At 53.8% G+C, this 22,271-nt stretch carries 20 protein-coding genes; 5 read left to right on the forward strand and 15 right to left on the reverse strand.

Annotated elements, in window-relative coordinates:
- Nucleotides 1–16 precede the first annotated feature (16 nt).
- From ubiB to udp, 5 genes are all read right to left on the reverse strand, one after another.
- A complete protein-coding gene (gene ubiB / locus ACVXHP_RS21655) occupies nucleotides 17–1,657 on the reverse strand; it encodes a ubiquinone biosynthesis regulatory protein kinase UbiB (protein ID WP_200009491.1) in 1,641 nt (546 codons plus the stop codon).
- Nucleotides 1,654–2,259, reverse strand: a complete 606-nt coding sequence (gene ubiJ / locus ACVXHP_RS21660; RefSeq protein ID WP_447572181.1) for a ubiquinone biosynthesis protein UbiJ — start codon at nucleotides 2,257–2,259, stop codon at nucleotides 1,654–1,656. The genes ubiB and ubiJ overlap by 4 nt, the downstream gene beginning before the upstream one ends.
- 13 nt (nucleotides 2,260–2,272) lie before the next feature.
- Entirely contained in the window at nucleotides 2,273–3,028 is a 756-nt protein-coding gene (gene ubiE / locus ACVXHP_RS21665) for a bifunctional demethylmenaquinone methyltransferase/2-methoxy-6-polyprenyl-1,4-benzoquinol methylase UbiE (protein ID WP_003017897.1), read from the reverse strand.
- A 94-nt stretch (nucleotides 3,029–3,122) separates the two neighbouring features.
- Nucleotides 3,123–4,553 (reverse strand): DNA recombination protein RmuC, encoded by a 1,431-nt coding sequence (gene rmuC, locus ACVXHP_RS21670; RefSeq protein ID WP_200009493.1) that lies wholly within the window; start codon nucleotides 4,551–4,553, stop codon nucleotides 3,123–3,125.
- Between the two features lie 140 nt (nucleotides 4,554–4,693).
- Nucleotides 4,694–5,455 carry a uridine phosphorylase gene (gene udp / locus ACVXHP_RS21675; RefSeq protein WP_003828923.1) on the reverse strand — a complete coding sequence of 254 codons (762 nt, stop codon included), beginning with the start codon at nucleotides 5,453–5,455 and terminating at the stop codon, nucleotides 4,694–4,696.
- A 265-nt stretch (nucleotides 5,456–5,720) separates the two neighbouring features.
- On the opposite strand from udp, the gene ACVXHP_RS21680 reads away from it, so the two are divergent.
- Nucleotides 5,721–6,527: a dienelactone hydrolase family protein gene (locus ACVXHP_RS21680; RefSeq protein WP_447572182.1), complete on the forward strand. Its 807-nt coding sequence runs from the start codon at nucleotides 5,721–5,723 to the stop codon at nucleotides 6,525–6,527.
- A 54-nt stretch (nucleotides 6,528–6,581) separates the two neighbouring features.
- Here the strand turns inward: ACVXHP_RS21680 and metE are convergent, their stop codons facing one another.
- The gene (gene metE / locus ACVXHP_RS21685; protein ID WP_447572183.1) at nucleotides 6,582–8,843 is read right to left on the reverse strand and encodes a 5-methyltetrahydropteroyltriglutamate--homocysteine S-methyltransferase; all 2,262 of its coding nucleotides are present in this window, start codon (nucleotides 8,841–8,843) and stop codon (nucleotides 6,582–6,584) included.
- Between the two features lie 235 nt (nucleotides 8,844–9,078).
- Here metE and metR point away from each other — a divergent pair, with 235 nt between their 5' ends.
- Nucleotides 9,079–10,032 carry an HTH-type transcriptional regulator MetR gene (gene metR / locus ACVXHP_RS21690; protein ID WP_038634477.1) on the forward strand — a complete coding sequence of 318 codons (954 nt, stop codon included), beginning with the start codon at nucleotides 9,079–9,081 and terminating at the stop codon, nucleotides 10,030–10,032.
- Here metR and ACVXHP_RS21695 read toward each other — a convergent pair.
- From ACVXHP_RS21695 to pldB, 3 genes are all read right to left on the reverse strand, one after another.
- Nucleotides 9,920–10,819, reverse strand: a complete 900-nt coding sequence (locus ACVXHP_RS21695; RefSeq protein ID WP_316129892.1) for a carboxylate/amino acid/amine transporter — start codon at nucleotides 10,817–10,819, stop codon at nucleotides 9,920–9,922. The genes metR and ACVXHP_RS21695 overlap by 113 nt on opposite strands.
- Before the next feature lie 80 nt (nucleotides 10,820–10,899).
- Nucleotides 10,900–11,700, reverse strand: coding sequence for a sugar/pyridoxal phosphate phosphatase YigL (yigL, locus tag ACVXHP_RS21700; RefSeq protein ID WP_200009496.1), 801 nt, complete (start codon nucleotides 11,698–11,700; stop codon nucleotides 10,900–10,902).
- Nucleotides 11,701–11,715: 15 nt separating this feature from the next.
- On the reverse strand, nucleotides 11,716–12,732 hold the full coding sequence (pldB, locus tag ACVXHP_RS21705) for a lysophospholipase L2 (RefSeq protein ID WP_304702977.1): 1,017 nt from the start codon (nucleotides 12,730–12,732) through the stop codon (nucleotides 11,716–11,718).
- Between the two features lie 110 nt (nucleotides 12,733–12,842).
- On the opposite strand from pldB, the gene rhtB reads away from it, so the two are divergent.
- Nucleotides 12,843–13,463, forward strand: a complete 621-nt coding sequence (gene rhtB / locus ACVXHP_RS21710) for a homoserine/homoserine lactone efflux protein (protein WP_069325083.1) — start codon at nucleotides 12,843–12,845, stop codon at nucleotides 13,461–13,463.
- A 45-nt stretch (nucleotides 13,464–13,508) separates the two neighbouring features.
- Here the strand turns inward: rhtB and rhtC are convergent, their stop codons facing one another.
- The 3 genes from rhtC to pldA form a co-directional block, all read right to left on the reverse strand.
- Nucleotides 13,509–14,129, reverse strand: coding sequence for a threonine export protein RhtC (gene rhtC / locus ACVXHP_RS21715; protein ID WP_200009500.1), 621 nt, complete (start codon nucleotides 14,127–14,129; stop codon nucleotides 13,509–13,511).
- A gap of 63 nt (nucleotides 14,130–14,192) precedes the next feature.
- The gene (gene recQ, locus ACVXHP_RS21720) at nucleotides 14,193–16,022 is read right to left on the reverse strand and encodes an ATP-dependent DNA helicase RecQ (protein WP_447572184.1); all 1,830 of its coding nucleotides are present in this window, start codon (nucleotides 16,020–16,022) and stop codon (nucleotides 14,193–14,195) included.
- An 88-nt stretch (nucleotides 16,023–16,110) separates the two neighbouring features.
- A complete protein-coding gene (pldA, locus tag ACVXHP_RS21725; RefSeq protein WP_038634493.1) occupies nucleotides 16,111–16,980 on the reverse strand; it encodes a phospholipase A in 870 nt (289 codons plus the stop codon).
- Nucleotides 16,981–17,145: 165 nt separating this feature from the next.
- Here pldA and yigI point away from each other — a divergent pair, with 165 nt between their 5' ends.
- Together yigI and rarD are read left to right on the forward strand one after the other, a co-directional pair.
- Complete coding sequence (gene yigI / locus ACVXHP_RS21730) at nucleotides 17,146–17,613, forward strand: acyl-CoA thioesterase YigI (protein WP_003017917.1); 468 nt, start codon at nucleotides 17,146–17,148, stop codon at nucleotides 17,611–17,613.
- Between the two features lie 51 nt (nucleotides 17,614–17,664).
- A complete protein-coding gene (rarD, locus tag ACVXHP_RS21735; protein WP_447572185.1) occupies nucleotides 17,665–18,561 on the forward strand; it encodes an EamA family transporter RarD in 897 nt (298 codons plus the stop codon).
- Nucleotides 18,562–18,630: 69 nt separating this feature from the next.
- On the opposite strand, the gene corA is transcribed toward rarD, so the two are convergent.
- The 3 genes from corA to uvrD all read right to left on the reverse strand — a co-directional run bounded on the left by corA (nucleotide 18,631) and on the right by uvrD (nucleotide 22,221).
- Complete coding sequence (gene corA / locus ACVXHP_RS21740) at nucleotides 18,631–19,581, reverse strand: magnesium/cobalt transporter CorA (protein ID WP_038634499.1); 951 nt, start codon at nucleotides 19,579–19,581, stop codon at nucleotides 18,631–18,633.
- Nucleotides 19,582–19,736: 155 nt separating this feature from the next.
- Nucleotides 19,737–19,793 carry a YsgD/CorL family protein gene (ysgD, locus tag ACVXHP_RS21745; protein WP_212723238.1) on the reverse strand — a complete coding sequence of 19 codons (57 nt, stop codon included), beginning with the start codon at nucleotides 19,791–19,793 and terminating at the stop codon, nucleotides 19,737–19,739.
- A gap of 265 nt (nucleotides 19,794–20,058) precedes the next feature.
- Nucleotides 20,059–22,221 (reverse strand): DNA helicase II, encoded by a 2,163-nt coding sequence (uvrD, locus tag ACVXHP_RS21750; protein ID WP_038634502.1) that lies wholly within the window; start codon nucleotides 22,219–22,221, stop codon nucleotides 20,059–20,061.
- Nucleotides 22,222–22,271 lie beyond the last annotated feature (50 nt).

Raw genomic sequence — 22,271 nt, forward strand, 5'->3', positions numbered from 1 at the left:
TTGGGCGATGAAAAATTCAGCGCATTTTGCGCCAGCCGATTAGCCAGGCTATGACGCCTCCCGCCATTAACCAGCCCGGCATAAGCCCCCACTCAGGACGGCTTACCAGCAGGAATGTTCCACTTAGTAACAATGTTGCGCCAATGCCCAATAAATAACGGGATTGTCCCTGACGCACATGATTAGCGTGAAGCTCGCGGGCAATCTTATCAACACTGTGCTGTAAATATTTGCCCTGGCGCAAACTGTCATACACCAGTTCAGGTATTTCTGGCATTTTTTCGACCCAGAACGGGGCTTTTTCTTTAAATGCCCTGACGAGTGCCGGAATACCGACCTGATCTTTAATCCAGGATTCGAGAAACGGCTTGGCCGTTTTCCACAAATCTAACTGCGGATAGAGCTGTCGACCGACACCTTCAACATACAGCAGCGTCTTCTGTAGCAAAACCAACTGAGGCTGGACTTCCATATTGAATCGACGCGCGGTGTTAAACAGATTCAACAGCACGTGACCAAAGGAAATCTCCGCCAGCGGTTTTTCGAATATCGGCTCACACACGGTACGAATGGCGAATTCAAACTCTTCAACGTTGGTATCGGGCGGAACCCAACCGGAATCCACGTGCAATTCGGCAACTTTGCGGTAGTCTCGGTTAAAGAACGCAATAAAGTTTTCAGCAAGGTAGCGCTTATCTTCTTTATTTAAAGAACCCACAATCCCGCAATCAATACCAATGTACTTCGGGTTTTCAGGGTGCTCATAACTGACGAAAATATTCCCAGGATGCATGTCCGCATGGAAAAAACTGTCGCGAAATACCTGAGTAAAGAAGACCTGCACGCCGCGTTCAGCCAACAACTTCATGTTGGTGCCATTCTTCTCAAGCGTTGCGACATCCGATACGGGGATACCATATATGCGCTCCATCACCATCATGTTCTGACTGCAATAGTCGGAATACACTTCCGGGATGTACAGCATCGGGCTATCTTCAAAATTACGTCGCAGCTGAATTGCGTTCGCCGATTCGCGCAGCAGGTTCAGCTCATCAATTAACGTTTTTTCATACTCGCGGACCACTTCTGTTGGTCGCAGGCGACGGCCATCCGGCAGCAGGCGAGGAACCCAGCGCGCAAGGCGGTAGATCAGTTTTAAATCCGCTTTAATGACCGGTAATATGTCCGGGCGGATAACTTTGATCACCACCTCTTTACCATTGGATTTCAATCGCGCGGTATGGACCTGGGCAATAGACGCAGATGCCAGCGGCGTGATCTCAAAATCATCAAACCACTCCTCGACGGGCAGCCCACCCATGGCTTCTTCGATTTGTTCTTTCGCTCGCTGCCCATCGAATGGGGCAACGCGATCCTGCAATAGCGCAAGCTGATCGGCGATCTGTGGCGGGAAAAGGTCACGACGAGTGGAGAGCATTTGCCCAAATTTAATCCACACCGGGCCGAGTTCCTGTAAAGCCAGTCTCAGCCTTTCTCCGAGCGGTTTGTCTTTATGCCGGTTGGGCATCCAGAACAACGAGTAACGCCACAACCGAAGCGGCAGCGTGATACGCATTTTGGGGATGAGTTCATCAAGACCGTAGCTTAAAAAAGTGCGAATGATGAAATAAAGGCGCCGTACTTCACCTGGCGTCATTTGGCCTCCAGTTTTTCCAGCCGTTTGGCCAGAGATTCGACCGCGCGTTCAACGGCTGCCGTTTCTTCTGCAAACCATGCAACCTCAAGCGGACCGGGAGCCATACGCCACTCTTCGGTGATCGCTTCGGCTACATAGCGCTGCTGGCGCTGAATGTTATGCTGCAAAAACTTCGCGCCACCACGCAAGACTTTGCTGACCCCCTCCGCGACGATATCGCCGGTATAGGGCGCTAACAATTCTGCGGGATCAAACTCTGCCAGATCGGCCAGAGCCACAAAGTTCTGCACCACCTGGATATCACCCTGAACCTCCAGCTCACCGCTGCGAATAAGCGTGGTAAGCTGCTGGCGGTCGCGTAATTTCGGCAACACGCTGGCATGCGTGATTACAGTGCAATCGGCTTCGCCTTCCCATGCCCCCAGCACATCGACCTGGCGCTCACTAAACACCAGGACTAAAGGTGTTGAAAATCCTTTAAGATCAACACGCAGCACCTTGCTCTGTAAACGCGTTCTGGCTGACTTCAGCGCAGGAGAACGGTACAGAAAGGTATTGAGCAGATTTTCAACGCCTGCGGTCACTAAGGGTTTTAAAGGCATCCCCAATCTCCTGTCAGAACTTGTAGCCACGATGCAGCGCAACGACACCAGCCGTCAGGTTGTAGTAATCAACGCTTTCGAACCCGGCATCTTGCATCATTGCTTTTAGCGTGTCCTGATCGGGATGCATGCGAATGGACTCCGCCAAATAGCGGTAACTGTCCGCATCGCTTGCGACCATGGAACCTATGCGCGGCAGAACATGGAAAGAATAAGCATCGTAGGCCTTGCTCAGCGGTTCGATAATCGGTTTGGAGAACTCCAGCACCAGTAAACGTCCGCCCGGCTTCAACACGCGATACATGGAGCGTAAAGCTTTGTCTTTATCCGTTACGTTGCGCAGGCCGAAAGAAATGGTAATGCAGTCAAACGTGTTGTCAGGGAAAGGCAGTGCTTCCGCGTTCGCCTGAACGTACTCCACGTTACCCACTACGCCGATATTACGCAGCTTTTCGCGACCCATTTTGAGCATTGAGTCATTGATATCCGCCAGTACAACTTTACCGGTTTCACCAACCATGCGAGAGAATTTAGCCGTCAGATCGCCCGTACCGCCCGCCAAATCCAGAACGGTTTGACCGCGACGCACGCCACTGCAATCAATGGTGAAGCGCTTCCACAAACGATGAATGCCAAATGACATTAAGTCATTCATAACGTCATATTTCGAGGCCACAGAATGAAAAACGTGGGCCACCATGTCAGCTTTCTGCTCTTTAGCGACGGTCTGAAAGCCAAAGTGCGTCGTTTCTTGTGAATTATCCACCATCTCAGTGCCTGCTCATTCAAAAAATGTTCAAGAAGTGTAACAGATTGGGCCAATTTGCCCTACCCTTCTGCCCGGTTCAACTACCCCAAATGGACTAGTTTGATTGCTGATTTACCGCTTTGTCATCAGGGTAAGGCTCATCCTGTTGCGTCTCAGGGACCGAGCGCAAGCGGTACTCTTCATCCTGCGTAGTGGCTTGTTCAGCCAGCTCAGGATTTATCTCGCGCTTAATTTCCACACCTAAACTGCGAAACGCCTCTGCCTGTGACAGGACGTTTCCACGGCCTGAAGAGAGTTTTTTCATCGCTTGTCGGTAGTTGTCCTGAGCTTTATCCAGACTTTGGCCAATCGCCGACATATCATCCACAAACAAGCGCATTTTGTCATAAAGTTTGCTGGCCCGATCGGCAATTTGTTGCGCATTACGGCTCTGATGCTCGTAGCGCCACAGGTTGGCGATCGTGCGCAACGCCACTAACAGCGTGGTGGGGCTGACCAGCATAATATTATTTTTAAGCGCCTCGGTTATCAGTTCAGGTTGCCTGTCCAGTGCCAGCAAAAAAGCAGGCTCGACGGGAATAAACATCAGTACATAGTCAAGCGAACGCAGTCCGGGAAGCTGTTGATAATCTTTACGGCCCAGCAGACGAATATGGTTTCGCACCGAGGCGATATGTTCCTGCAATGCACTCTCGCGGGTATATTCATCTTCCGCGTTAAAATAGCGCTCATAGGCAACCAACGTCATTTTTGCGTCGATCACCACATCTTTTCCCTGCGGTAGCCGGACGATGACATCGGGCTGCATACGCGAACGGGCATCGTTTTCAATACTAACCTGAGTTTCGTATTCATAACCCTCACGCAGACCGGAAGCCTCAAGCACCCGAGTGAGTACAACCTCCCCCCAGTTGCCCTGCGTTTTGTTATCGCCTTTTAAGGCCCGCGTCAGGTTTACCGCTTCCTGCGCCATCTGCGCGTTAAGTTGCTGGAGATTACGAATTTCGTGCGCCAGGGTATGTCGCTCTTGCGCCTCTTTGCCAAAGCTATCCTGAACCTGACGTCGAAAACCGTCCAGTTGTTCACGAAGCGGTGTCAGCAGGCTGTTCAGACTTTGACGATTTTGCTCATCCACGCGGCGGTTGCTGTGCTCAAAAATGCGATTCGCCAGGTTTTCAAACTGTTCACTCAGGCGTTGTTCGCTGTTGATCATCTGGCGGATTTTATCTTCCGCATGCTGCTGCGTCGCTTCCAGCCGGGTAGTGACTTCACGGAGATCGGCTTCCAGAGAGGTGTTGATGCTGTGCAGGCTGCGTAATTCGTTATTGAGTAGCTCGCACTCATCGCGCCAGTGGGCTTCTTGCGCGAGTTGTTGGCGGGCAGCGCTTAACGCAATATCCAGTTCACGTCGCTCTTCGATGAGGTCGGCACGGATCTGATCGGCCCGCGCTTTTGTCGCCAGCCATCCCACCAGCAGCCCTGCGGCTAACGCCAACACGGCACTCATCATAATTGTAATATCCACAACGCCCCCTTACAGCAACGGCTTACCCGCACAAAATAGAATTGTGCTGTATAAACGTCCAGTTTAAAAGGAATTTCCTGCGAGGCACTACGCAAAATAAAAAGGCCGAACGCGTCGGCCTTTTTGAACAGACGGGAGAATTACAGTAAACGGCGGGCAGCTTCGACCACGATTTTCACCGCGTGGCTTTCCGTTTGTTTCATCGTTTCCGCATTAGGGATCTCTTGCTGAGTACGGTTCACGATAACGCCAGCAACCATACCTGCACGCAGGCCCTGGCTGGCGCACATGGTCAGCAACGTTGCGGATTCCATTTCGTAGTTCATGACTCCCATGGACTGCCACTCTTCCATTGAGCCTTTGAAACGGCTCACTACGCGACCAGAGAAGGTGTCATAACGCTCCTGGCCCGGGTAGAAGGTGTCCGAAGACGCGGTTACGCCCACGTGGGTAGTCGCACCGATAGATTTCGCCGCTTCCACCAGCGCAGTGGTGCACTCGAAGTCAGCAACGGCCGGGAATTCCATTGGCGCGAAGTGCAAGCTTGCGCCATCCAAACGGACAGACGCAGTGGTGACCAGCACATCACCCACATTGATATGCGGCTGAATAGCACCAGTCGTACCGATACGCAGGAAGGTACGAATGCCCAATTGTGCCAGTTCTTCTACGGCAATAGAGGTGGACGGGCCGCCGATGCCGGTAGAGCAAACGATCACGGCTTTACCATCCAGCTCAGCACGCCAGGTCGTGAACTCGCGATGGGATGCCAGCTTAACCGGCTTATCCATCAGCGCGGCGATCTTTTCCACACGCTCCGGGTCGCCAGGGACGATAGCAAGCGTAGCCCCTTGTAAATCGTTCTTAGTGAGGCCGAGATGAAAAACATCAGACTTAGACATAAAAACTCCTCTGTGAATCGGTTTTGTCAGAAGAAGCAAAAACACACTTTACCGAAGGCATAAACAAATTTTCGTGACAGACATCACCATGATGTAAATCAATTGCATTCAATTACCATAAAATAGTGATATTCATCACATAAATGGCGTGATGTAAGGACGCCTTGCACAAAAGATAGACCGTTTAAGGCAATGTGGTTCGTTGCATATGTCTATAGTTAATAATGCGCTTTTTGGCTGAGTATTTAAGGGTACGGAGAATACCATGACAACACGACAATCTGGCTTTGCACCTGCTGTATCTCCACCGACGTCTACCACGGTTCATACACCGGATAACGCAATTATCGCCGGTGTAACGTCCATACCTTCACAAGGCGATGATATGCCAGCGTATCACGCACGACCAAAACAGACCGATGGCCCCCAGCCTGTGGTCATTGTCGTGCAGGAGATTTTTGGCATTCATGAACACATTCGCGATGTTTGCCGCCGTCTGGCCCTGGAAGGATATCTGGCTATCGCGCCAGAGCTCTATTTCCGCGAAGGCGATCCTAACGACTTTGCCGATATCCCGACGCTGCTCAGCGGCCTTGTCGCCAAAGTGCCTGACTCTCAGGTACTGGCCGATCTGGACCACGTCGCCAGTTGGGCCTCCCGCAACGGCGGGGATGCTCATCGATTAATGATCACAGGTTTTTGCTGGGGCGGACGCATCACCTGGCTGTATGCCGCGCACAATCCGCAGTTAAAAGCAGCGGTAGCGTGGTATGGCAAACTGGTGGGTGATAAGACCCTCAACTCGCCGAAACATCCCGTTGATATCGCCACCGATCTTAACGCCCCCGTTCTGGGACTTTATGGTGGTCAGGATACCAGTATTCCACAGGATACCGTCGAAACGATGCGTCAGGCGCTACGCGCCGCCAATGCGAAAGCGGAAATTGTGGTTTATCCCGACGCCGGGCATGCCTTTAATGCCGATTACCGCCCGAGCTACCACGAAGAGTCCGCCAAAGACGGCTGGCAGAGAATGCTGGAGTGGTTCGCGCAATACGGCGAGAAGAAGTAAGTTTCGCCAGGCAAACCGATCATCAAAACGGAGGCTAACGCCTCCGTTTTATTTTTAAGCCTGACGCAGATTCTGCGCGGCCTTCACCATGTTCGCCAGCGCGGCGCGGGTTTCCGGCCAGCCGCGGGTTTTCAGGCCGCAGTCCGGGTTCACCCACAGACGCTCCGCCGGAATACGCTGCTCGGCCTTCTTCAGCAGGGCCTCAATCCACTCCACGCTCGGGACGTTCGGCGAGTGAATGTCGTACACGCCCGGCCCGATTTCGTTGGGATAGTCGAACTCTTCAAACGATTCCAGCAGCTCCATATCCGAACGCGAGGTTTCAATGGTGATCACATCCGCGTCCAGCGCGGCGATCGACTCCATGATGTCGTTGAACTCGCAGTAACACATGTGGGTGTGGATCTGGGTTTCATCCTTCGCCACCGCCGCGTTAATGCGGAAGGCTTCCACGCCCCATGCCAGATACGCGGCCCAGTCGCTGCGACGCAGCGGCAGACCTTCACGCAGCGCCGGTTCATCAATCTGAATAATACCGATACCCGCCGCTTCCAGATCCGCCACTTCATCACGCAGCGCCAGCGCAATCTGCTTGGCGATGGTTTCCCGCGTCACGTCTTCACGCGGGAAGGACCAGCAGAGAATAGTCACCGGGCCGGTCAACATGCCTTTTACCGGCTTGTCGGTCAGCGACTGCGCGTACTTCGCCCACTCCACGGTGATCGCTTCCGGGCGGCTGACGTCGCCAATCACCACCGGCGGCTTCACGCAGCGGGAACCATAGCTCTGTACCCAACCGTTCTGAGTAAAGACGAAGCCATCCAGATGCTCGCCAAAATATTCCACCATGTCATTGCGTTCGGCTTCACCGTGCACCAGCACATCGAGACCCAGACGTTCCTGCTCGACGATCGCCTGCTTAATATGTTCGGCGATACCGGTGCGGTAGTGACCGGCATCCAGGTTGCCCTTTTTGAAGTCCAGACGCAGGCCGCGAATCTCCGTGGTTTGCGGGAACGATCCGATCGTGGTGGTCGGCCATGCTGGCAGATTAAAGCGGGCACGCTGCGCTTGGGCGCGAACAGGGTAAGCATTGGCACGCAGGCTGTCCTGCGCGGTGATCGACGCCAGACGTTTTTCCACCGCGGCGTTATGGACGCGGGTAGAGTGGCGACGCGCCTGAATTGGTGCGCTCCACGCCGTAATTGCCGCCGTATCACCGCTGTTCAGCGCATCGCGCAGCAGCGCCAGCTCTTCACATTTTTGCAGCGCGAAGGCGAACCAGCTCTTCACTTCCGCATCCAGGCGAGTTTCGACGCTTAAATCAATCGGGCTGTGCAGCAGGGAGCAGGAAGAAGCCACCCACAGATCACGTTTCCCGGCGATGTCTTTAATTTGTGCATATTTTTCGCTGAGATCGGCGCGCCAGACGTTACGACCATTTACCAGACCGGCTGACAGCAACCAGTCGGCAGGCAGACGCTGGTGCAGCTCGGCAACGTCATCTTTGCCGTGTACCAGGTCAACGTGCAGACCCTGCACTGGCAGCGCGGTAATGGTATCCAGGTTTGGTGTGACGCCCTCGAAATAGGTGGTCAGCAGTAATTTTACCTGCCCTGCCAGCGCGTCATACGCGGGTTTGAAGGCGTTCAGCCAAACCTGCGGCAGCTCCAGCACCAGCGCGGGTTCATCAATCTGTACCCACTCAATACCGCGTTTTGCCAGCTCGGCCAGCACCTGCTGGTAAACCGGCAGAATGTCGTTGAGCAGGGTCAGGCGGTCAAACGGTTCGCCCTTCACTTTCCCCAGCCACAGGTAAGTGACCGGCCCCAGCAGCACAGGCTTCACCTTGTGGCCGAGCGCCAGCGCTTCGTCCACTTCATCCAGCAATTGGGTCCAGGTCAGCTTGAACTGCTGACCTTTGGTGAACTCCGGCACCATGTAGTGATAGTTGGTATTAAACCATTTGGTCATTTCTGCCGCCGCCGCTGGCTCACCCGTCGGGGCGCGACCACGGCCAATGCGGAATAAGGTATCGATATCAACCGAGCCGTCTTTATTTTGATGACGCGCCGGAACGTTGCCCAGCAACAGGCTGGTGGTCAGCACATGATCGTACCAGGCAAAATCGCCCACTGGTAGCAGGTCAACGCCCGCCTGCTTCTGCTGCTCCCAGTGGCGGGCGCGCAGCTCGCGGCCAACGGCCAGCAATTCTTCACGGGAAGAATTTCCCGCCCAGTAGCTTTCTTGCGCTTTTTTCAGCTCGCGACGCAGGCCAACGCGAGGGAAACCGAGGGTGTGATTCAATATTGTCATTTTTCTTCCTCTAATTATATGTAAATCCTATGGATTTTTAATTTAGGGAAGGCGGCAAGTTTACTCATCCCCAGGAGCTTACTGAAGTAAGTGACTGGGGTGGGGAAACGAAGCCAACGCACCATAAATTTAAAAGACGAAGGATTTTAGCCGTCCAGATGTTTACACATCCATAATTGGCGGTTACTGTATATTCCTCAAGCGCAATTTGTTCATGCCGAAGTGAAGGACTTTCATGATCGAGATTAAACACCTGAAAACGCTCCAGGCGTTGCGGAATAGTGGTTCGCTGGCAGCCGCAGCGGCGACGTTGCATCAGACCCAATCCGCCCTTTCTCACCAGTTCAGCGATCTGGAGCAGCGCCTCGGCTTTCGTCTTTTTATCCGTAAAAGTCAGCCTCTGCGCTTTACGCCGCAGGGCGAAATTTTGCTGCAGCTGGCAAACCAGGTGTTGCCGCAAATCGGTCGCGCGTTGCAGGCTTGCAACGAACCGCAGCAAACCCGGCTGCGCATCGCTATCGAATGCCATAGCTGTATCCAATGGCTGACGCCCGCGCTGGAGAATTTTCGTGCCAACTGGCCGCAGGTGGAAATGGACTTTAAATCCGGCGTGACGTTCGACCCGCAACCCGCGCTACAGCAGGATGAATTGGATCTGGTGCTGACCTCCGACATTCTGCCGCGCAGCGGATTGCACTACTCGCCGATGTTTGATTTCGAAGTCCGCCTGGTCCTGGCGCCGGACCATCCGCTGGCCAGCAAAACGCAAATCACCCCGGAGGATTTAGCCAGCGAGACGCTGCTTATTTATCCGGTACAACGGAGTCGGCTGGATGTCTGGCGGCATTTCCTGCAGCCTGCGGGCGTTAGCCCGTCGCTGAAGAGCGTGGATAACACCCTGCTGCTGATTCAGATGGTTGCGGCCAAAATGGGTATAGCGGCTTTACCACACTGGGTGGTGGAGAGTTTTGAGCGCCAGGGTCTGGTGGTAACCAAAACCCTGGGTGATGGATTGTGGAGCCGACTGTACGCCGCCGTGCGCGATGGCGAGCAGCGACAGCCGGTCACTGAAGCGTTTATTCGCTCAGCGCGGAATCACGCCTGCGATCACCTGCCGTTTGTACGGAGTGCGGAACGACCCACTTTCGATGTACCCACAGTGAGGCCACTATCACAGCCGCACCAATGATGAAGCTCGGCCAGTGAGGCTGTTGATGCCAGATAGCCAGGTTAACCAACAGCCCGGCCGGGACATGCATATTGTTCATGATGCCCAGCGTACCCGCATCCACCTGCGTCGCGCCGTAATTCCACATAAAGTAACCAATGCCGGACGCCGCCACGCCAAGAAACACCAGGATGCCCCACTGTAGCGTAGTTGTAGGCATTTTTTGCGCGTTACCCAGCATGAACCAGGCCACGATTGCCACCATAAATGCCCCCATGTAAAACCAGGCAAAAGCGTTATGCTGCGGCATTGGGCGTGTTTCCATCAGACGCTTGTAGCCCACCATGCCAATAGCAAAGCTGATATTGGATAGCTGTACCAGCAGCAGGCCGGTCCAGAAGTGGCTGGTCACCTGGTCGTAACGAATGATCCCTGCACCGATCACCGCCAGCAGCGCGCTGAAGGCGTAGCTCCAGCGCAGACGACGTCCGCTCATCAGGTCATAAATCAGCGTAATGTAGAGCGGCGTCAGCACGGTAAAGAGCAGCAGTTCTGAGACCGTCAGATACAGATAGGCGTGAAAACTCAGCATATACATAATGCCTAGCTGCATAGCCCCTACCAACATATACAGCGCGATCGTTTTTACGCTGTGCCCACGGGTACGTAAAAACGGCAGGAACACCAGCGCCGCCAGCCCAACGCGCACCAGCACCGCAAAATAGCTATCGACATGACCAGCAAGGTACTCGCCAAACAGGCTAAAGGAAAAGGCCCACAGAATTGTGGTAATGATGAGTAACGCCACAATGGATGTCTCTTAACAAAAGGTACACCCATTGTAGCGAAGTTTTTAGTTGACAACTGGTCAACTAACGAACAATGTCGTTACTGCAAAAAGAGCTTACGCAGATAGTGCGGCACGGCATCATCGGCGTTGAGTCCAATCACGTCCAGTTCCGGATGCAGATCTTTCAGGCGCTGATGCGCGTTACCCATGATGCAACCTTTGCCAGCCATGGAGAGCATTTCCGCATCGTTCATGCCATCACCGAAAGCGATGCAGTCCTTCAGGCTGTAGCCCATCGCTTTCGCCACCGCTTCCAGCGCATGACCTTTCGATACGCCGCCAGCCATCACTTCCAGACAGGTAAGCGTAGAGAAGCTGACGTTGACACGATCGCCCCAGCGGGCGTTAATCGCCTGCTCCAGCGGCAGCAGCCTTTCATGAGAATCGGTGGTAAAAAACACTTTGCTGACGCCTTCAGGCTCCAGTAGCGCAGGTTCAAACAGAGAATAGTTAAATACCGCTTCTTTAAAGAAGCGCATTTCGTCCGGACGATGACGATTCATAAACCATTCATCATCTCGATAAACGTTGGTCACGATGTCCGGGTTTGCATTCACCACGCCAAACAGGTCGCTGGCAATGTCGCGATCCAGATTATGGGTAAACACCAGATTCCCATCAGAATCGTGCACGCGCGCGCCGTTGGACGTGATCATGTAGGTTTTAATGCCGAGGTTATCGCGAATTTGCCCCACATCAACATGATGGCGGCCAGTCGCAAACACGAAGTTAACGCCACGTGCGGTCAATAATTTCAGTGTCTCTTTGGCATAAGGGGACAACGTATGGTCGGGGGAAAGCAGCGTACCGTCTAAATCAGACGCAACAACCTGATACATAAGAAAATTAAACCTCTAGGCAAAGCGGTTTCCGCTGGATGAGTTATGCTTGTCGAAAAATTCGACAATAGCGTTAAGCGCGACTGAGCGCATTGCGTCCTTTTCAAAAAGGATCTCATGGTACGCGCCTTTGATGACAAGCGGCTGACCTCCCTCTACAGGATGGCCTGCTGCGGCGCGGAGTTCACAAAAGCGATCGTGCATACGGTTATCCACCAAACGCTCTTCTTCGGCCTGAATCAGTAATGTTGGCGTCGCATCATCTCCCGCCCCGGCCAGGACCTGTTCACCCGCCAGAATACCTTCACGTACCCAGTGGTAGGTGGGACCGCCCACGCGCAGCCGAGGTTCATCAGCATAAAAACGTAGATTGCGCCGATAGCGCTGTCGACTGTGGGTTACCGCATTCATCCCGAATGGCAGCGCCCGCCAGCGCCCGGTCCCCATTGCATAGCCCTCGCGGATCCGTGGATGCCCTTCAGCCCAGTCCAGAATTTGACGCACCATCCAGTCAGGAAAGCGCATCACAATACCGAACATCGGCGCGCAAAGCGCAATGGCATCACACTGATTCGGGTGACGCTGCAGGAACAGCGTGGCAATCGCCCCGCCCATAGAATGCGCCAGTATATAGCGTTTTCTCCACGGACCGGGTAACACTTCCTGCTGCCAGAAAGCGGTTAAATCGTCGACATAGTCATTAAAGTTATCCACATGACCGCGATGCGGGTCCGAAAGCATACGCCCGGAACGCCCCTGACCACGGTGATCGATAATGAGAACGTCAAAACCCGAATGAAACAGGTCATACGCCAGCTCAGCGTATTTCACATAGCTTTCAATGCGTCCAGGACAGACGACGATGACGCGATCGTTTTTCTCTGCGTGAAAGCGGACAAAATGTACGGGAACATTATCTACCCCCGTAAACTCCGCTTCTTCCCGCTGACGCCAAAAATCTGTCAGTGGCCCCATGGAAAAAGCAGCAAACGCGTTTTCTCTTGTTTCCCAGTCTTTTTGCTGCTGAAACATCGGGTATCCAGCCTCGTTGACCAAGTAAAATCGTTTTTTTTGCCATGTCTGATACAACGTACCGACAGTAGCGTATTGTGGCATAAAAATAGACAATCCGGGAGTTTCTCATGACCTTTGAATGGTGGTTCGCCTACCTGCTGACCTCTATTATTTTGAGCTTGTCTCCAGGCTCTGGCGCAATCAACACCATGACCACCGCCATCAGCCACGGTTATCGTGGTGCCAGCGCGTCGATTGCAGGTCTCCAGACCGGATTGGGCATTCATATCGTTTTGGTTGGCGTAGGGCTGGGAACACTATTTTCACGTTCAGCGATCGCGTTTGAAGTGCTGAAGTGGGCGGGAGCAGCTTACCTGATTTGGTTGGGTATTCAGCAATGGCGCGCGGCGGGCGCTATCGATCTGAACACCATGGCGAATACGCAATCGCGCAGCCGCCTGTTCAAACGCGCGGTGTTTGTAAATCTGACCAACCCCAAGAGCATTGTTTTTCTTGCCGCTCTGTTCCCGCAGTTTATCCTGCCGCAGGAACCGCAGCTGATGCAGTATGTGGTGCTTGGCGTCACGACCATTGTGGTCGATATTATTGTGATGATCGGTTACGCAACGCTGGCTACGCGCATTGCTGGCTGGATTAAGGGGCCAAAGCAAATGAAAGCGCTGAACAAAGTGTTTGGTTCACTGTTTATGCTGATAGGCGCCCTGCTGGCATCGGCAAGGCATGCCTGATAACGGTGCCGGATGCCGTTAGCGCTTATCCGGCCTTAAGAAAACTTAGCGCGAAATGATCAGATGAATACCGAAGCCCGCGAACAGCGCACCGGCAAAGCCATCAATCCACTTCGCCAGACGCTGATAGCCGCGACGCATCTTCGGGAGTGCAAACAGGCTGGCGACCACGGTGAACCACGCCAGCGTTTCCACGATGATCAGCGCGAAAATACCCCATCGCGCGCCCGTTCCTACGCTATCGCCAACAAACAATGAGAACACGGAGCCAAAATAGATTATGGCTTTCGGGTTGGCAAGGTTGGTCAACAGACCTTTTAAAAAGCTGCGTCCGCTCTGCGCCAGCTCAATCTGTGGGGCGGGAGCCGCTACATCCTGTTTTTTAAACGCGCCGCGCAGCATCTGGTACCCCATCCAGCACAGGTACAGGCCGCCACCCACCATGATAATGGTATGCAGCCAGGCCATTTTTTCGATAATCAGATGCAGGCCAAGCAGCGCCACGCCAGCCCAGACCATGACGCCACAGGTAATACCCAGCACGCCCATCATGGCTTCTTTGCGCGAACGGCTAACAGCCGTTTGAGACACAAAGAAAAAATCGGGACCGGGGCTCATCAGCGCAACGATATGCACCAACGCAACGGTAAAAAATAGCGTTAACATAAAAATGACTCGCGGGGGAATAGTTCAGTGAGTCACCATCCTGGCACTTTTTTGCCTGGCTGACTACTCTTCGTCGTCACCATCAACGTGCGCGCGAATAAGTGCCATAAACTCTTTGCCAAAACGCTCAAGTTTACGCATTCCCACGCCGTTAACGCTCAGCATTTCGCTCGGCGAAACCGGCATCTGCTCGGCCATTTCAATCAACGTGGCGTCGTTAAAGACGACATACGGCGGGATATTCTCTTCATCGGCAATCGCTTTACGCAACTTACGCAATTTAGCGAACAGTTTGCGATCGTAGTTGCCACCAAAGGATTTCTGCATCGCGCGCGGTTTTAGCGCCACAATACGCGGTACGGCAAGTTGTAGCGCAACATCACCGCGCAGCACCGGGCGCGCAGCTTCAGTGAGCTGTAACGCGGAGTGTTGGGCAATATTCTGTGTCACCAGGCCTAAATGAATCAGTTGACGAATCACACTCACCCAGTGCTCGTGGCTTTGCTCACGGCCAATACCATAGACCGGCAGTTTGTCATGGGCCAGCTCACGAATGCGCTGGTTATTCGCCCCGCGTAGAACTTCCACGACGTAACCCATACCAAAGCGTTGGTTAACGCGGTAGATCGTCGACAGCGCTTTGCGCGCATCCATTAATCCGTCGTACTGTTTTGGCGGGTCGAGGCAGATATCGCAATTACCACACGGCTCCTGACGCCCTTCGCCAAAATAATTCAGCAGTACCAGACGACGACAGGTCTGCGCCTCGGCAAACGCCCCCATCGCATTGAGCTTATGACGTTCAATATCCAGCAACTGTCCGGCCGGTTTCTCTTCGAGGCAACGGCGGAGCCACGCCATATCAGCCGGATCGTAAAACAGCATCGCTTCCGCCGGCAGGCCATCACGTCCGGCACGGCCGGTTTCCTGATAGTAGGACTCAATGTTGCGCGGGATATCAAAATGCACCACGAAGCGCACGTTGGGTTTGTTGATCCCCATGCCGAACGCTACGGTCGCCACCACAATTTGCAGATCATCACGCTGGAATTTTTCCTGCACCTCGGCGCGCACGCTGTTTTCCAGCCCGGCATGATAAGCCCCGGCGCTGATCCCCCGGCTTTGCAGACGCTCGGCAGTATCTTCGACTTTGGCGCGGCTGTTACAGTAAATAATGCCGGACTTACCGCGCTGTTCTTGCACATAGCGCATCAGCTGATCGAGCGGCTTAAATTTCTCCATCAGCATGTAGCGAATATTCGGGCGATCAAAGCTGCTGATCTGAATTAACGGATCGTTGAGGCCCAGCAGACGCACAATGTCCAGCCGGGTGGTTTCATCCGCGGTCGCGGTCAGCGCCACAAACGGCAGGGTTGGGAAACGCTGACGCAACTGACCCAGCGCGGCGTATTCCGGGCGGAAGTCATGCCCCCACTGCGAGATACAGTGCGCTTCATCAACCGCCAGCAGCACCGGGTTCCAGTGCCCAAGATGCTCAAGAAAGTTATCCAGCATCAGGCGCTCGGGGGCAATATACAGCAAGCGAATCTGCCCGCTGCGACAGCCGGCCATCACCTCAAGCTGCTGCTCACGGCTCTGGGTGGAGTTCAGACATGCCGCTGCCACGCCGTTGGCCAGCAGTTGGTCGACCTGGTCTTTCATCAGGGAAATCAGCGGCGAAACGACAACGGTGAGTCCACTCAGCAATAATGCGGGGATTTGATAGCACAGGGATTTACCGCCACCGGTTGGCATAACGACCAGGCAGTCGCGACCAGAGAGTACGGTGTCGATGATTTCTTCCTGGCCTGGGCGAAACTGTTGGTAGCCAAAGGTTTCCTGCAAAACCTGTTTAGCGCCCATTTCCAGATTCAACACTTCCGCCTGCGCCACATTAACCCCATTAACCTGAAATAAAAACAGGCGCTATTTTCAGCGCCTGAGAGAGAAACTGCAATGATTAAAATACTCTCTATATCCGTCAGAAGATATCGTTAAGCATCACACCGACGCCAACACGGGTCTGATTGAAGTTGTAGTCAATCAGCGATTCGCCGTAACCACTGTAGACCTGGGTGTAGAGACGAACATGCTTCGTAATAGGATAGCTCGCCCCTAACTCTGCGCCACCATAGCCGGTGTTCCAGTTGTACTGACCTTTCACGCTGATAACGGCGTCGCCCAGGTGATAACCCATTTTCAGCTGATAGTAGCCCATGTATTTGGTGATATCAGGGTTATCATCGGTGCTGCCGATAACGTACCACGGCTTAACTTCCACCAGCCAGTTACCATTTTCAGCCATCAGGCGGGTGTAAAGACGGTTCCAGCTACGCGAAGTGGGGTCGGAGCGACCATTGGAATCATGGTTATAACCCATTTCGACATCACGTAGCGTCCATCCAGCAAAGCGATAGTCGGTGGCGAAACCAAGGAACAACTGCGGCTCGTAGTTGGTTTCGCGAAACGGTGAAGATTCTTCACTGTTCGAAAGCTGCCACCAGGATTTCTGCGTATAGGAGCCGCCGAGCACCGAGTTCGGACCTAATATTCCGCGCCAGAGCGGAAAGGCCAGGCTTAGCTGAAACTTCACCTCATCTTTGCGCGCATTGTCCGACCAGCTATAGCTGCTGATCGCCTCTTTGTTCATGTCGCTGGTATTGGTGTAGATAAGGTAGTTGGTGTCATAAGGGTAAAGCGTGAAAGGGTTGTCATGCTCTTGCAGCATATTCGCGATAATACTGCCCCGAACTGCTGGTGCATCATGAATCTCTTTTACTGTCGCTTCCTGCGCATACGCGGTCAACGGCAGCATGACTGCTGGTAGTAACCATCCCAGAATCGCCCGCATCGGTAATGTTCTCCTGAACCAAAATATTGATGAATTGTATAATTTTCTGACAAGCATTCTACATACTTAGCTCGCTCCTCGTTAGTTATCCCGTCCTAAAGTAGAAAACAACAAATAATAAGCATAATATCAACATTTCATTAACCAATGAGGTATTAAGATCGTATGTCTGCTGTACTGACCGCTGAAGAAGCCCTGAAATTAGTGGGTGAAATGTTTGTTTATCATATGCCGTTTAACCGTGCGTTGGGGCTGGAACTGGAACGCTATGAAAAAGAATTTGCGCAATTAGCGTTTAATAATCAACCGATGATGGTCGGTAACTGGGCGCAAAGCATTCTGCATGGCGGGGTGATCGCCTCAGCACTCGACGTTGCCGCCGGGCTGGTGTGTGTCGGCAGTACGCTGACCCGTCACGAAACGATCAGTGAGGACGAACTGCGTCAGCGAATGTCACGTATGGGCACGATCGATTTACGCGTTGATTACCTGCGCCCGGGGAGAGGGAATCGCTTTACCGCCACCAGCAGCCTGCTGCGGGCGGGTAATAAAGTTGCCGTTGCGCGCGTGGAACTGCATAACGAAGAACAGCTCTATATCGCTAGTGCAACCGCCACTTATATGGTGGGGTAAGCGCTTAAAAAAAGGTAAACTGCTGTTACATTTCTGCAATGAGTTTTCCCGATGGATGCTAAACAAACGCGGCAGGGCGTGTTACTCGCTCTGGCTGCCTATTTTATTTGGGGTATCGCTCCCGCCTACTTCAAGCTGATTTACTATGTCCCGGCGGATGAGATCCTGACGCACCGCGTCATCTGGTCATTTTTCTTTATGGTGGTGCTGATGAGCATCAGCCGCCAGTGGTCGGGTGTTAAAACGCTGCTACAAACGCCAAAGAAGATCCTCCTGCTGGCGCTCTCTGCGGTGCTCATCGGCGGAAACTGGCTGCTGTTCATTTGGGCGGTTAATAATCACCATATGCTGGAAGCCAGTCTCGGCTATTTTATTAACCCGCTGGTGAATATCGTGCTGGGGATGCTTTTCCTCGGCGAGCGCTTTCGTCGCATGCAATGGCTGGCGGTACTGCTAGCCGCCTGCGGCGTACTGGTACAGCTGTGGACCTTCGGCTCATTGCCGATAATCGCGCTGGGACTGGCGTTCAGCTTTGCTTTTTATGGTCTGGTGCGTAAGAAGATTGCCGTTGAAGCGCAAACCGGCATGTTGATAGAAACCCTATGGCTTCTCCCCGTGGCTGCAATCTATCTGTTTGGCATTGCGGATAGCCCTACCAGTCACATGGGTGCGAACTCCACATCGCTAAATCTGCTGCTGATTGCCGCGGGTGTCGTGACCACTATTCCGCTGCTGTGCTTTACCGGCGCAGCGACCCGCCTGCGTCTTTCCACGCTGGGTTTCTTCCAGTATATCGGACCCACGTTGATGTTCCTGCTGGCAGTCACCTTCTACGGTGAAGTGCCGGGAACAGATAAAATGGTCACCTTCGCCTTTATCTGGGTGGCGCTGGCGATTTTCGTGATGGATGCGATTTATACGCAACGCAGAACGCGTATGGGGATGTGAATGCTTTTTGCCTGATGGCGCTACGCTTATCAGGCCTACGCGATCTGTAGACCTGATAAGACACCGCCATTAAAGCCAGTTCTTACGTTTAAAATACAGGTACGGCGCCAGACCTGCGAGCATCATGAAGACAATCGCGCCAGGATAACCGAAGCTCCAGTGCAGTTCCGGCATGAATTCAAAGTTCATGCCGTAGCTGGAAGCCACCAGCGTCGGCGGCAGAAACACCACCGAGACCACCGAGAAGATCTTGATAATGCGGTTCTGCTCGATATTGATAAAGCCCATCGCCGCCTGCATCAGGAAGTTAACTTTCTGGAACAGCGATTCGTTATGCGGCAGCAGAGACTCGATATCGCGCAGGATCTCACGCGCCTGCTCCAGCTGACCACCCGGCAGACGCGCTTTACGCACCAGGAAGTTCAGTGCGCGCTGGGTATCCATCAGACACAAGCGTACCTTCCAGCCGATATCTTCCTGTTCCGCCAGCGTGGAAAGTGCTTCGTCATATTCATCGCCCTGACGCCCTTCCATGATCACACGGCTGAGTTTTTCCAGGTCGCTATAGATGTTTTCAATCTCATCCGCCAACTGTTCAATTTTGGTTTCGAACAGGTCGAGCAGCAGCTCGTAGGCGTTGCCATCCACCATTGCCTGGTTACGCGCACGCATGCGATACAGACGAAACGCCGGTAGTTCGCGTTCGCGCAGGGTAAACAGGCGACCTTCACGAATGGTAAATGCGACGGTTGAGTTACCCGCGTGATCGTCGGCGTCTTCATAGAAGAAGAAGGAGTGAATGTGCAGGCCATCTTCGTCTTCAAAAAAACGTGCGGATGCTTCGATGTCTTCCAGTTCAGGGCGCGTGGCCAGATTCTGGCCCAAGTCCTTTTGCACACGGTTTCGTTCTTCGTCATCCGGCTCGACTAAATCGACCCAAACCGAACTGGCCAGGTGCTCGATCTCGTCTGCCTCAAGGCGAGTTAACCGATTGTTTTCCAGTTGAAATGCGCTCAGCATGACCGGGACTCCCAATGCAAAAAAATTATCGGACAGTTCGGAGGGCACACAGAAACAAATTGGGTTTCAGACCATTAAACAGCCTGACTCAGCGCGACGGGAAAAAACAGAAGGTCGCTGACAACCGCGAAGGCTATCAGCAAAAAGGGATAGCCTTAGGAGTTGATCCTGGATGACAGGATAATGAGCCAGTATCTACTGGGTGTGTCCAAGGCGAATGTCCTCTTAGCGTAATCGTGCGCGCATGTTACGCCAGCAAAATTTTGACGTCAACACGCAACGGATGGCGAAAAAGTAATAATTTCCCCTTATACAGAAAGGTTAGCAGAGGGGAATTATTTATCTATGATTTCAGAATATTAACCGGCAGATAGCCGGATGGCGGCTTCGCCTTATCCGGCCTACAAATCAAAATGTTACTCGGTCAGTAGGCCGGATAAGACGCGCCAGCGTCGCCATCCGGCAAAGCCAAACCGATCACACCGTTTCCAGTCTGGCGTAAGCCGCCACCAGCCATTTAATGCCCTGCCCCTGGAACGCAACCTGCAAACGACTGTGCTCACCGCTACCTTCGAGGTTGACGATGGTGCCCTCGCCAAACTTCGCGTGGCGTACCCGCTGGCCAAGTTTGTAGCCGGTATCGTTTTCCGCCATTGGCGTGCCCATCCGCTGATGGCTCACCGGACGACTAACCGTGGCGCGCAGACGCACCTCTTCAACGCACGCTTCCGGCAGTTCGCCGATAAAGCGCGACGGACGATGGTAAACCTCTTTACCGTACAAACGACGCGTTTCGGCGTAGGTCAGCGTCAGTTTCTGCATCGCACGGGTGACGCCAACATAGGCCAGGCGACGTTCCTCTTCCAGACGTCCGCCTTCATCCAGCGACATCTGGCTCGGGAACATGCCTTCTTCCATCCCCACGATAAATACCTGCGGGAACTCCAGCCCTTTCGCCGAGTGCAGGGTCATCAGCTGTACCGCATCCTGCCAGGTATCCGCCTGCCCTTCGCCTGCTTCCAGCGCGGCATGAGACAGGAACGCCTGCAGCGGCATTAAGTCTTCGTCTTCTTCGTTGTAGCTGAACTGGCGCGTTGCCGTCACCAGTTCGTCTAAGTTTTCGATACGCGTCTGACCCTTCTCGCCTTTTTCCTGCTCGTACATCATGCGCAGGCCGGAATCTTTAATCACCCGGTCAGTCTGCACGTGCAGCGGCATATCAGCAGTCTCTTGCGCCAGCGCGTCAATCAGTTCCATAAAGCGCTGTAAGGCGCTGGCGGCGCGACCGGCCAGGGCTTTTTCCTGCAACAGCTCACGACAGGCCTGCCACAGCGTTAGCTGGCGGTCACGGGAGGTCTGGCGCACCACGTCCAGGGTACGGTCTCCAATACCGCGGGTAGGCGTATTCACCACACGCTCAAACGCAGCGTCGTCATTGCGGTTAGCGATCAGACGCAGGTAAGAGAGAGCGTCTTTAATTTCCTGACGTTCAAAGAAGCGCATCCCGCCATAGATACGGTACGGCATGCTGGCCTGTAGTAAAGCTTCTTCCAGTACGCGCGATTGGGCGTTGCTGCGATACAGAATCGCGCACTGTTCCAGTGCACCGCCGTTGTCCTGCCAGGTTTTGATGCGATTGACCACGAAGCGCGCTTCATCGAGTTCGTTGAACGCGCAATACAGCGAGATCGGCTCGCCGTCGACGCCATCGGTCCACAGTTTTTTACCCAGGCGCCCGTTGTTATTTTCAATCAGGGCGTTGGCGGCGCTCAGAATATTGTTGGTCGAACGGTAGTTCTGCTCCAGACGAATGGTTTCCGCGCCGGGGAAATCGTTGAGAAAGCGCTGGATGTTCTCCACCTGCGCGCCGCGCCAGCCGTAGATCGACTGGTCATCGTCGCCCACGATCATCACTTTCCCGGTGTCGCCCGCCAGCAGCCGGATCCAGGCGTACTGAATGTTGTTAGTATCCTGGAATTCGTCCACCAGGATATTGGTAAAACGTTCACGGTAGTGCTGCAGAATGTGCGGCTTGTTGAGCCACAGTTCATGGGCGCGCAGCAGCAGCTCGGCGAAATCCACCAGCCCCGCGCGATCGCACGCTTCCTGGTAAGCCTGATACACTTTCTGCCAGGTCTGTTCGACCGGATTGCCATAGCTTTGCAGATGGTGCGGGCGCAGCCCTTCGTCTTTCTGGCTGTTGATAAACCACATTGCCTGACGCGGCGGCCACTGCTTTTCGTCCAGGTTCATCGCCTTGATCAGGCGCTTGAGCAGGCGCAGTTGGTCCTCGCTGTCGAGGATCTGAAAATCCTGCGGCAGGTTGGCATCCATATGGTGCGCGCGTAGCAGACGGTGCGCCAGGCCGTGGAACGTCCCCACCCACATTCCGCCCTGGCTGGTTCCCATGATCTGACCAATACGGTGGCGCATTTCCGCCGCCGCTTTGTTGGTAAAGGTCACCGCCATAATGGAGTACGGCGAGTTGTTCTCGACCGTCAGTAACCAGGCGATACGGTGCACCAGCACGCGCGTTTTACCACTCCCCGCGCCTGCCAGAACCAGCATGTTGCTGCGTGGCGCGGCCACCGCTTCACGCTGTTTATCATTAAGGCTGTCGAGCAGGTAAGAAACGTCCATTGGCACCGCCGCGTAAAAGTAGGTAAGGCGGATAAGCGTAGCGCCATCCG

This window comes from Citrobacter freundii complex sp. 2025EL-00176, from assembly GCF_053309355.1.

Coding starts and splice junctions, on each gene's coding strand:
- ubiB (WP_200009491.1), bottom strand. CDS start 1,657: ATGACGCCAGGTGAAGTACGGCGCCTTTATTTCATCATTCGCACTTTT.
- ubiJ (WP_447572181.1), bottom strand. CDS start 2,259: ATGCCTTTAAAACCCTTAGTGACCGCAGGCGTTGAAAATCTGCTCAAT.
- ubiE (WP_003017897.1), bottom strand. CDS start 3,028: ATGGTGGATAATTCACAAGAAACGACGCACTTTGGCTTTCAGACCGTC.
- udp (WP_003828923.1), bottom strand. CDS start 5,455: ATGTCTAAGTCTGATGTTTTTCATCTCGGCCTCACTAAGAACGATTTA.
- ACVXHP_RS21680 (WP_447572182.1), top strand. CDS start 5,721: ATGACAACACGACAATCTGGCTTTGCACCTGCTGTATCTCCACCGACG.
- metE (WP_447572183.1), bottom strand. CDS start 8,843: ATGACAATATTGAATCACACCCTCGGTTTCCCTCGCGTTGGCCTGCGT.
- metR (WP_038634477.1), top strand. CDS start 9,079: ATGATCGAGATTAAACACCTGAAAACGCTCCAGGCGTTGCGGAATAGT.
- yigL (WP_200009496.1), bottom strand. CDS start 11,700: ATGTATCAGGTTGTTGCGTCTGATTTAGACGGTACGCTGCTTTCCCCC.
- pldB (WP_304702977.1), bottom strand. CDS start 12,732: ATGTTTCAGCAGCAAAAAGACTGGGAAACAAGAGAAAACGCGTTTGCT.
- rhtB (WP_069325083.1), top strand. CDS start 12,843: ATGACCTTTGAATGGTGGTTCGCCTACCTGCTGACCTCTATTATTTTG.
- rhtC (WP_200009500.1), bottom strand. CDS start 14,129: ATGTTAACGCTATTTTTTACCGTTGCGTTGGTGCATATCGTTGCGCTG.
- pldA (WP_038634493.1), bottom strand. CDS start 16,980: ATGCGGGCGATTCTGGGATGGTTACTACCAGCAGTCATGCTGCCGTTG.
- yigI (WP_003017917.1), top strand. CDS start 17,146: ATGTCTGCTGTACTGACCGCTGAAGAAGCCCTGAAATTAGTGGGTGAA.
- rarD (WP_447572185.1), top strand. CDS start 17,665: ATGGATGCTAAACAAACGCGGCAGGGCGTGTTACTCGCTCTGGCTGCC.
- corA (WP_038634499.1), bottom strand. CDS start 19,581: ATGCTGAGCGCATTTCAACTGGAAAACAATCGGTTAACTCGCCTTGAG.
- uvrD (WP_038634502.1), bottom strand. CDS start 22,221: ATGGACGTTTCTTACCTGCTCGACAGCCTTAATGATAAACAGCGTGAA.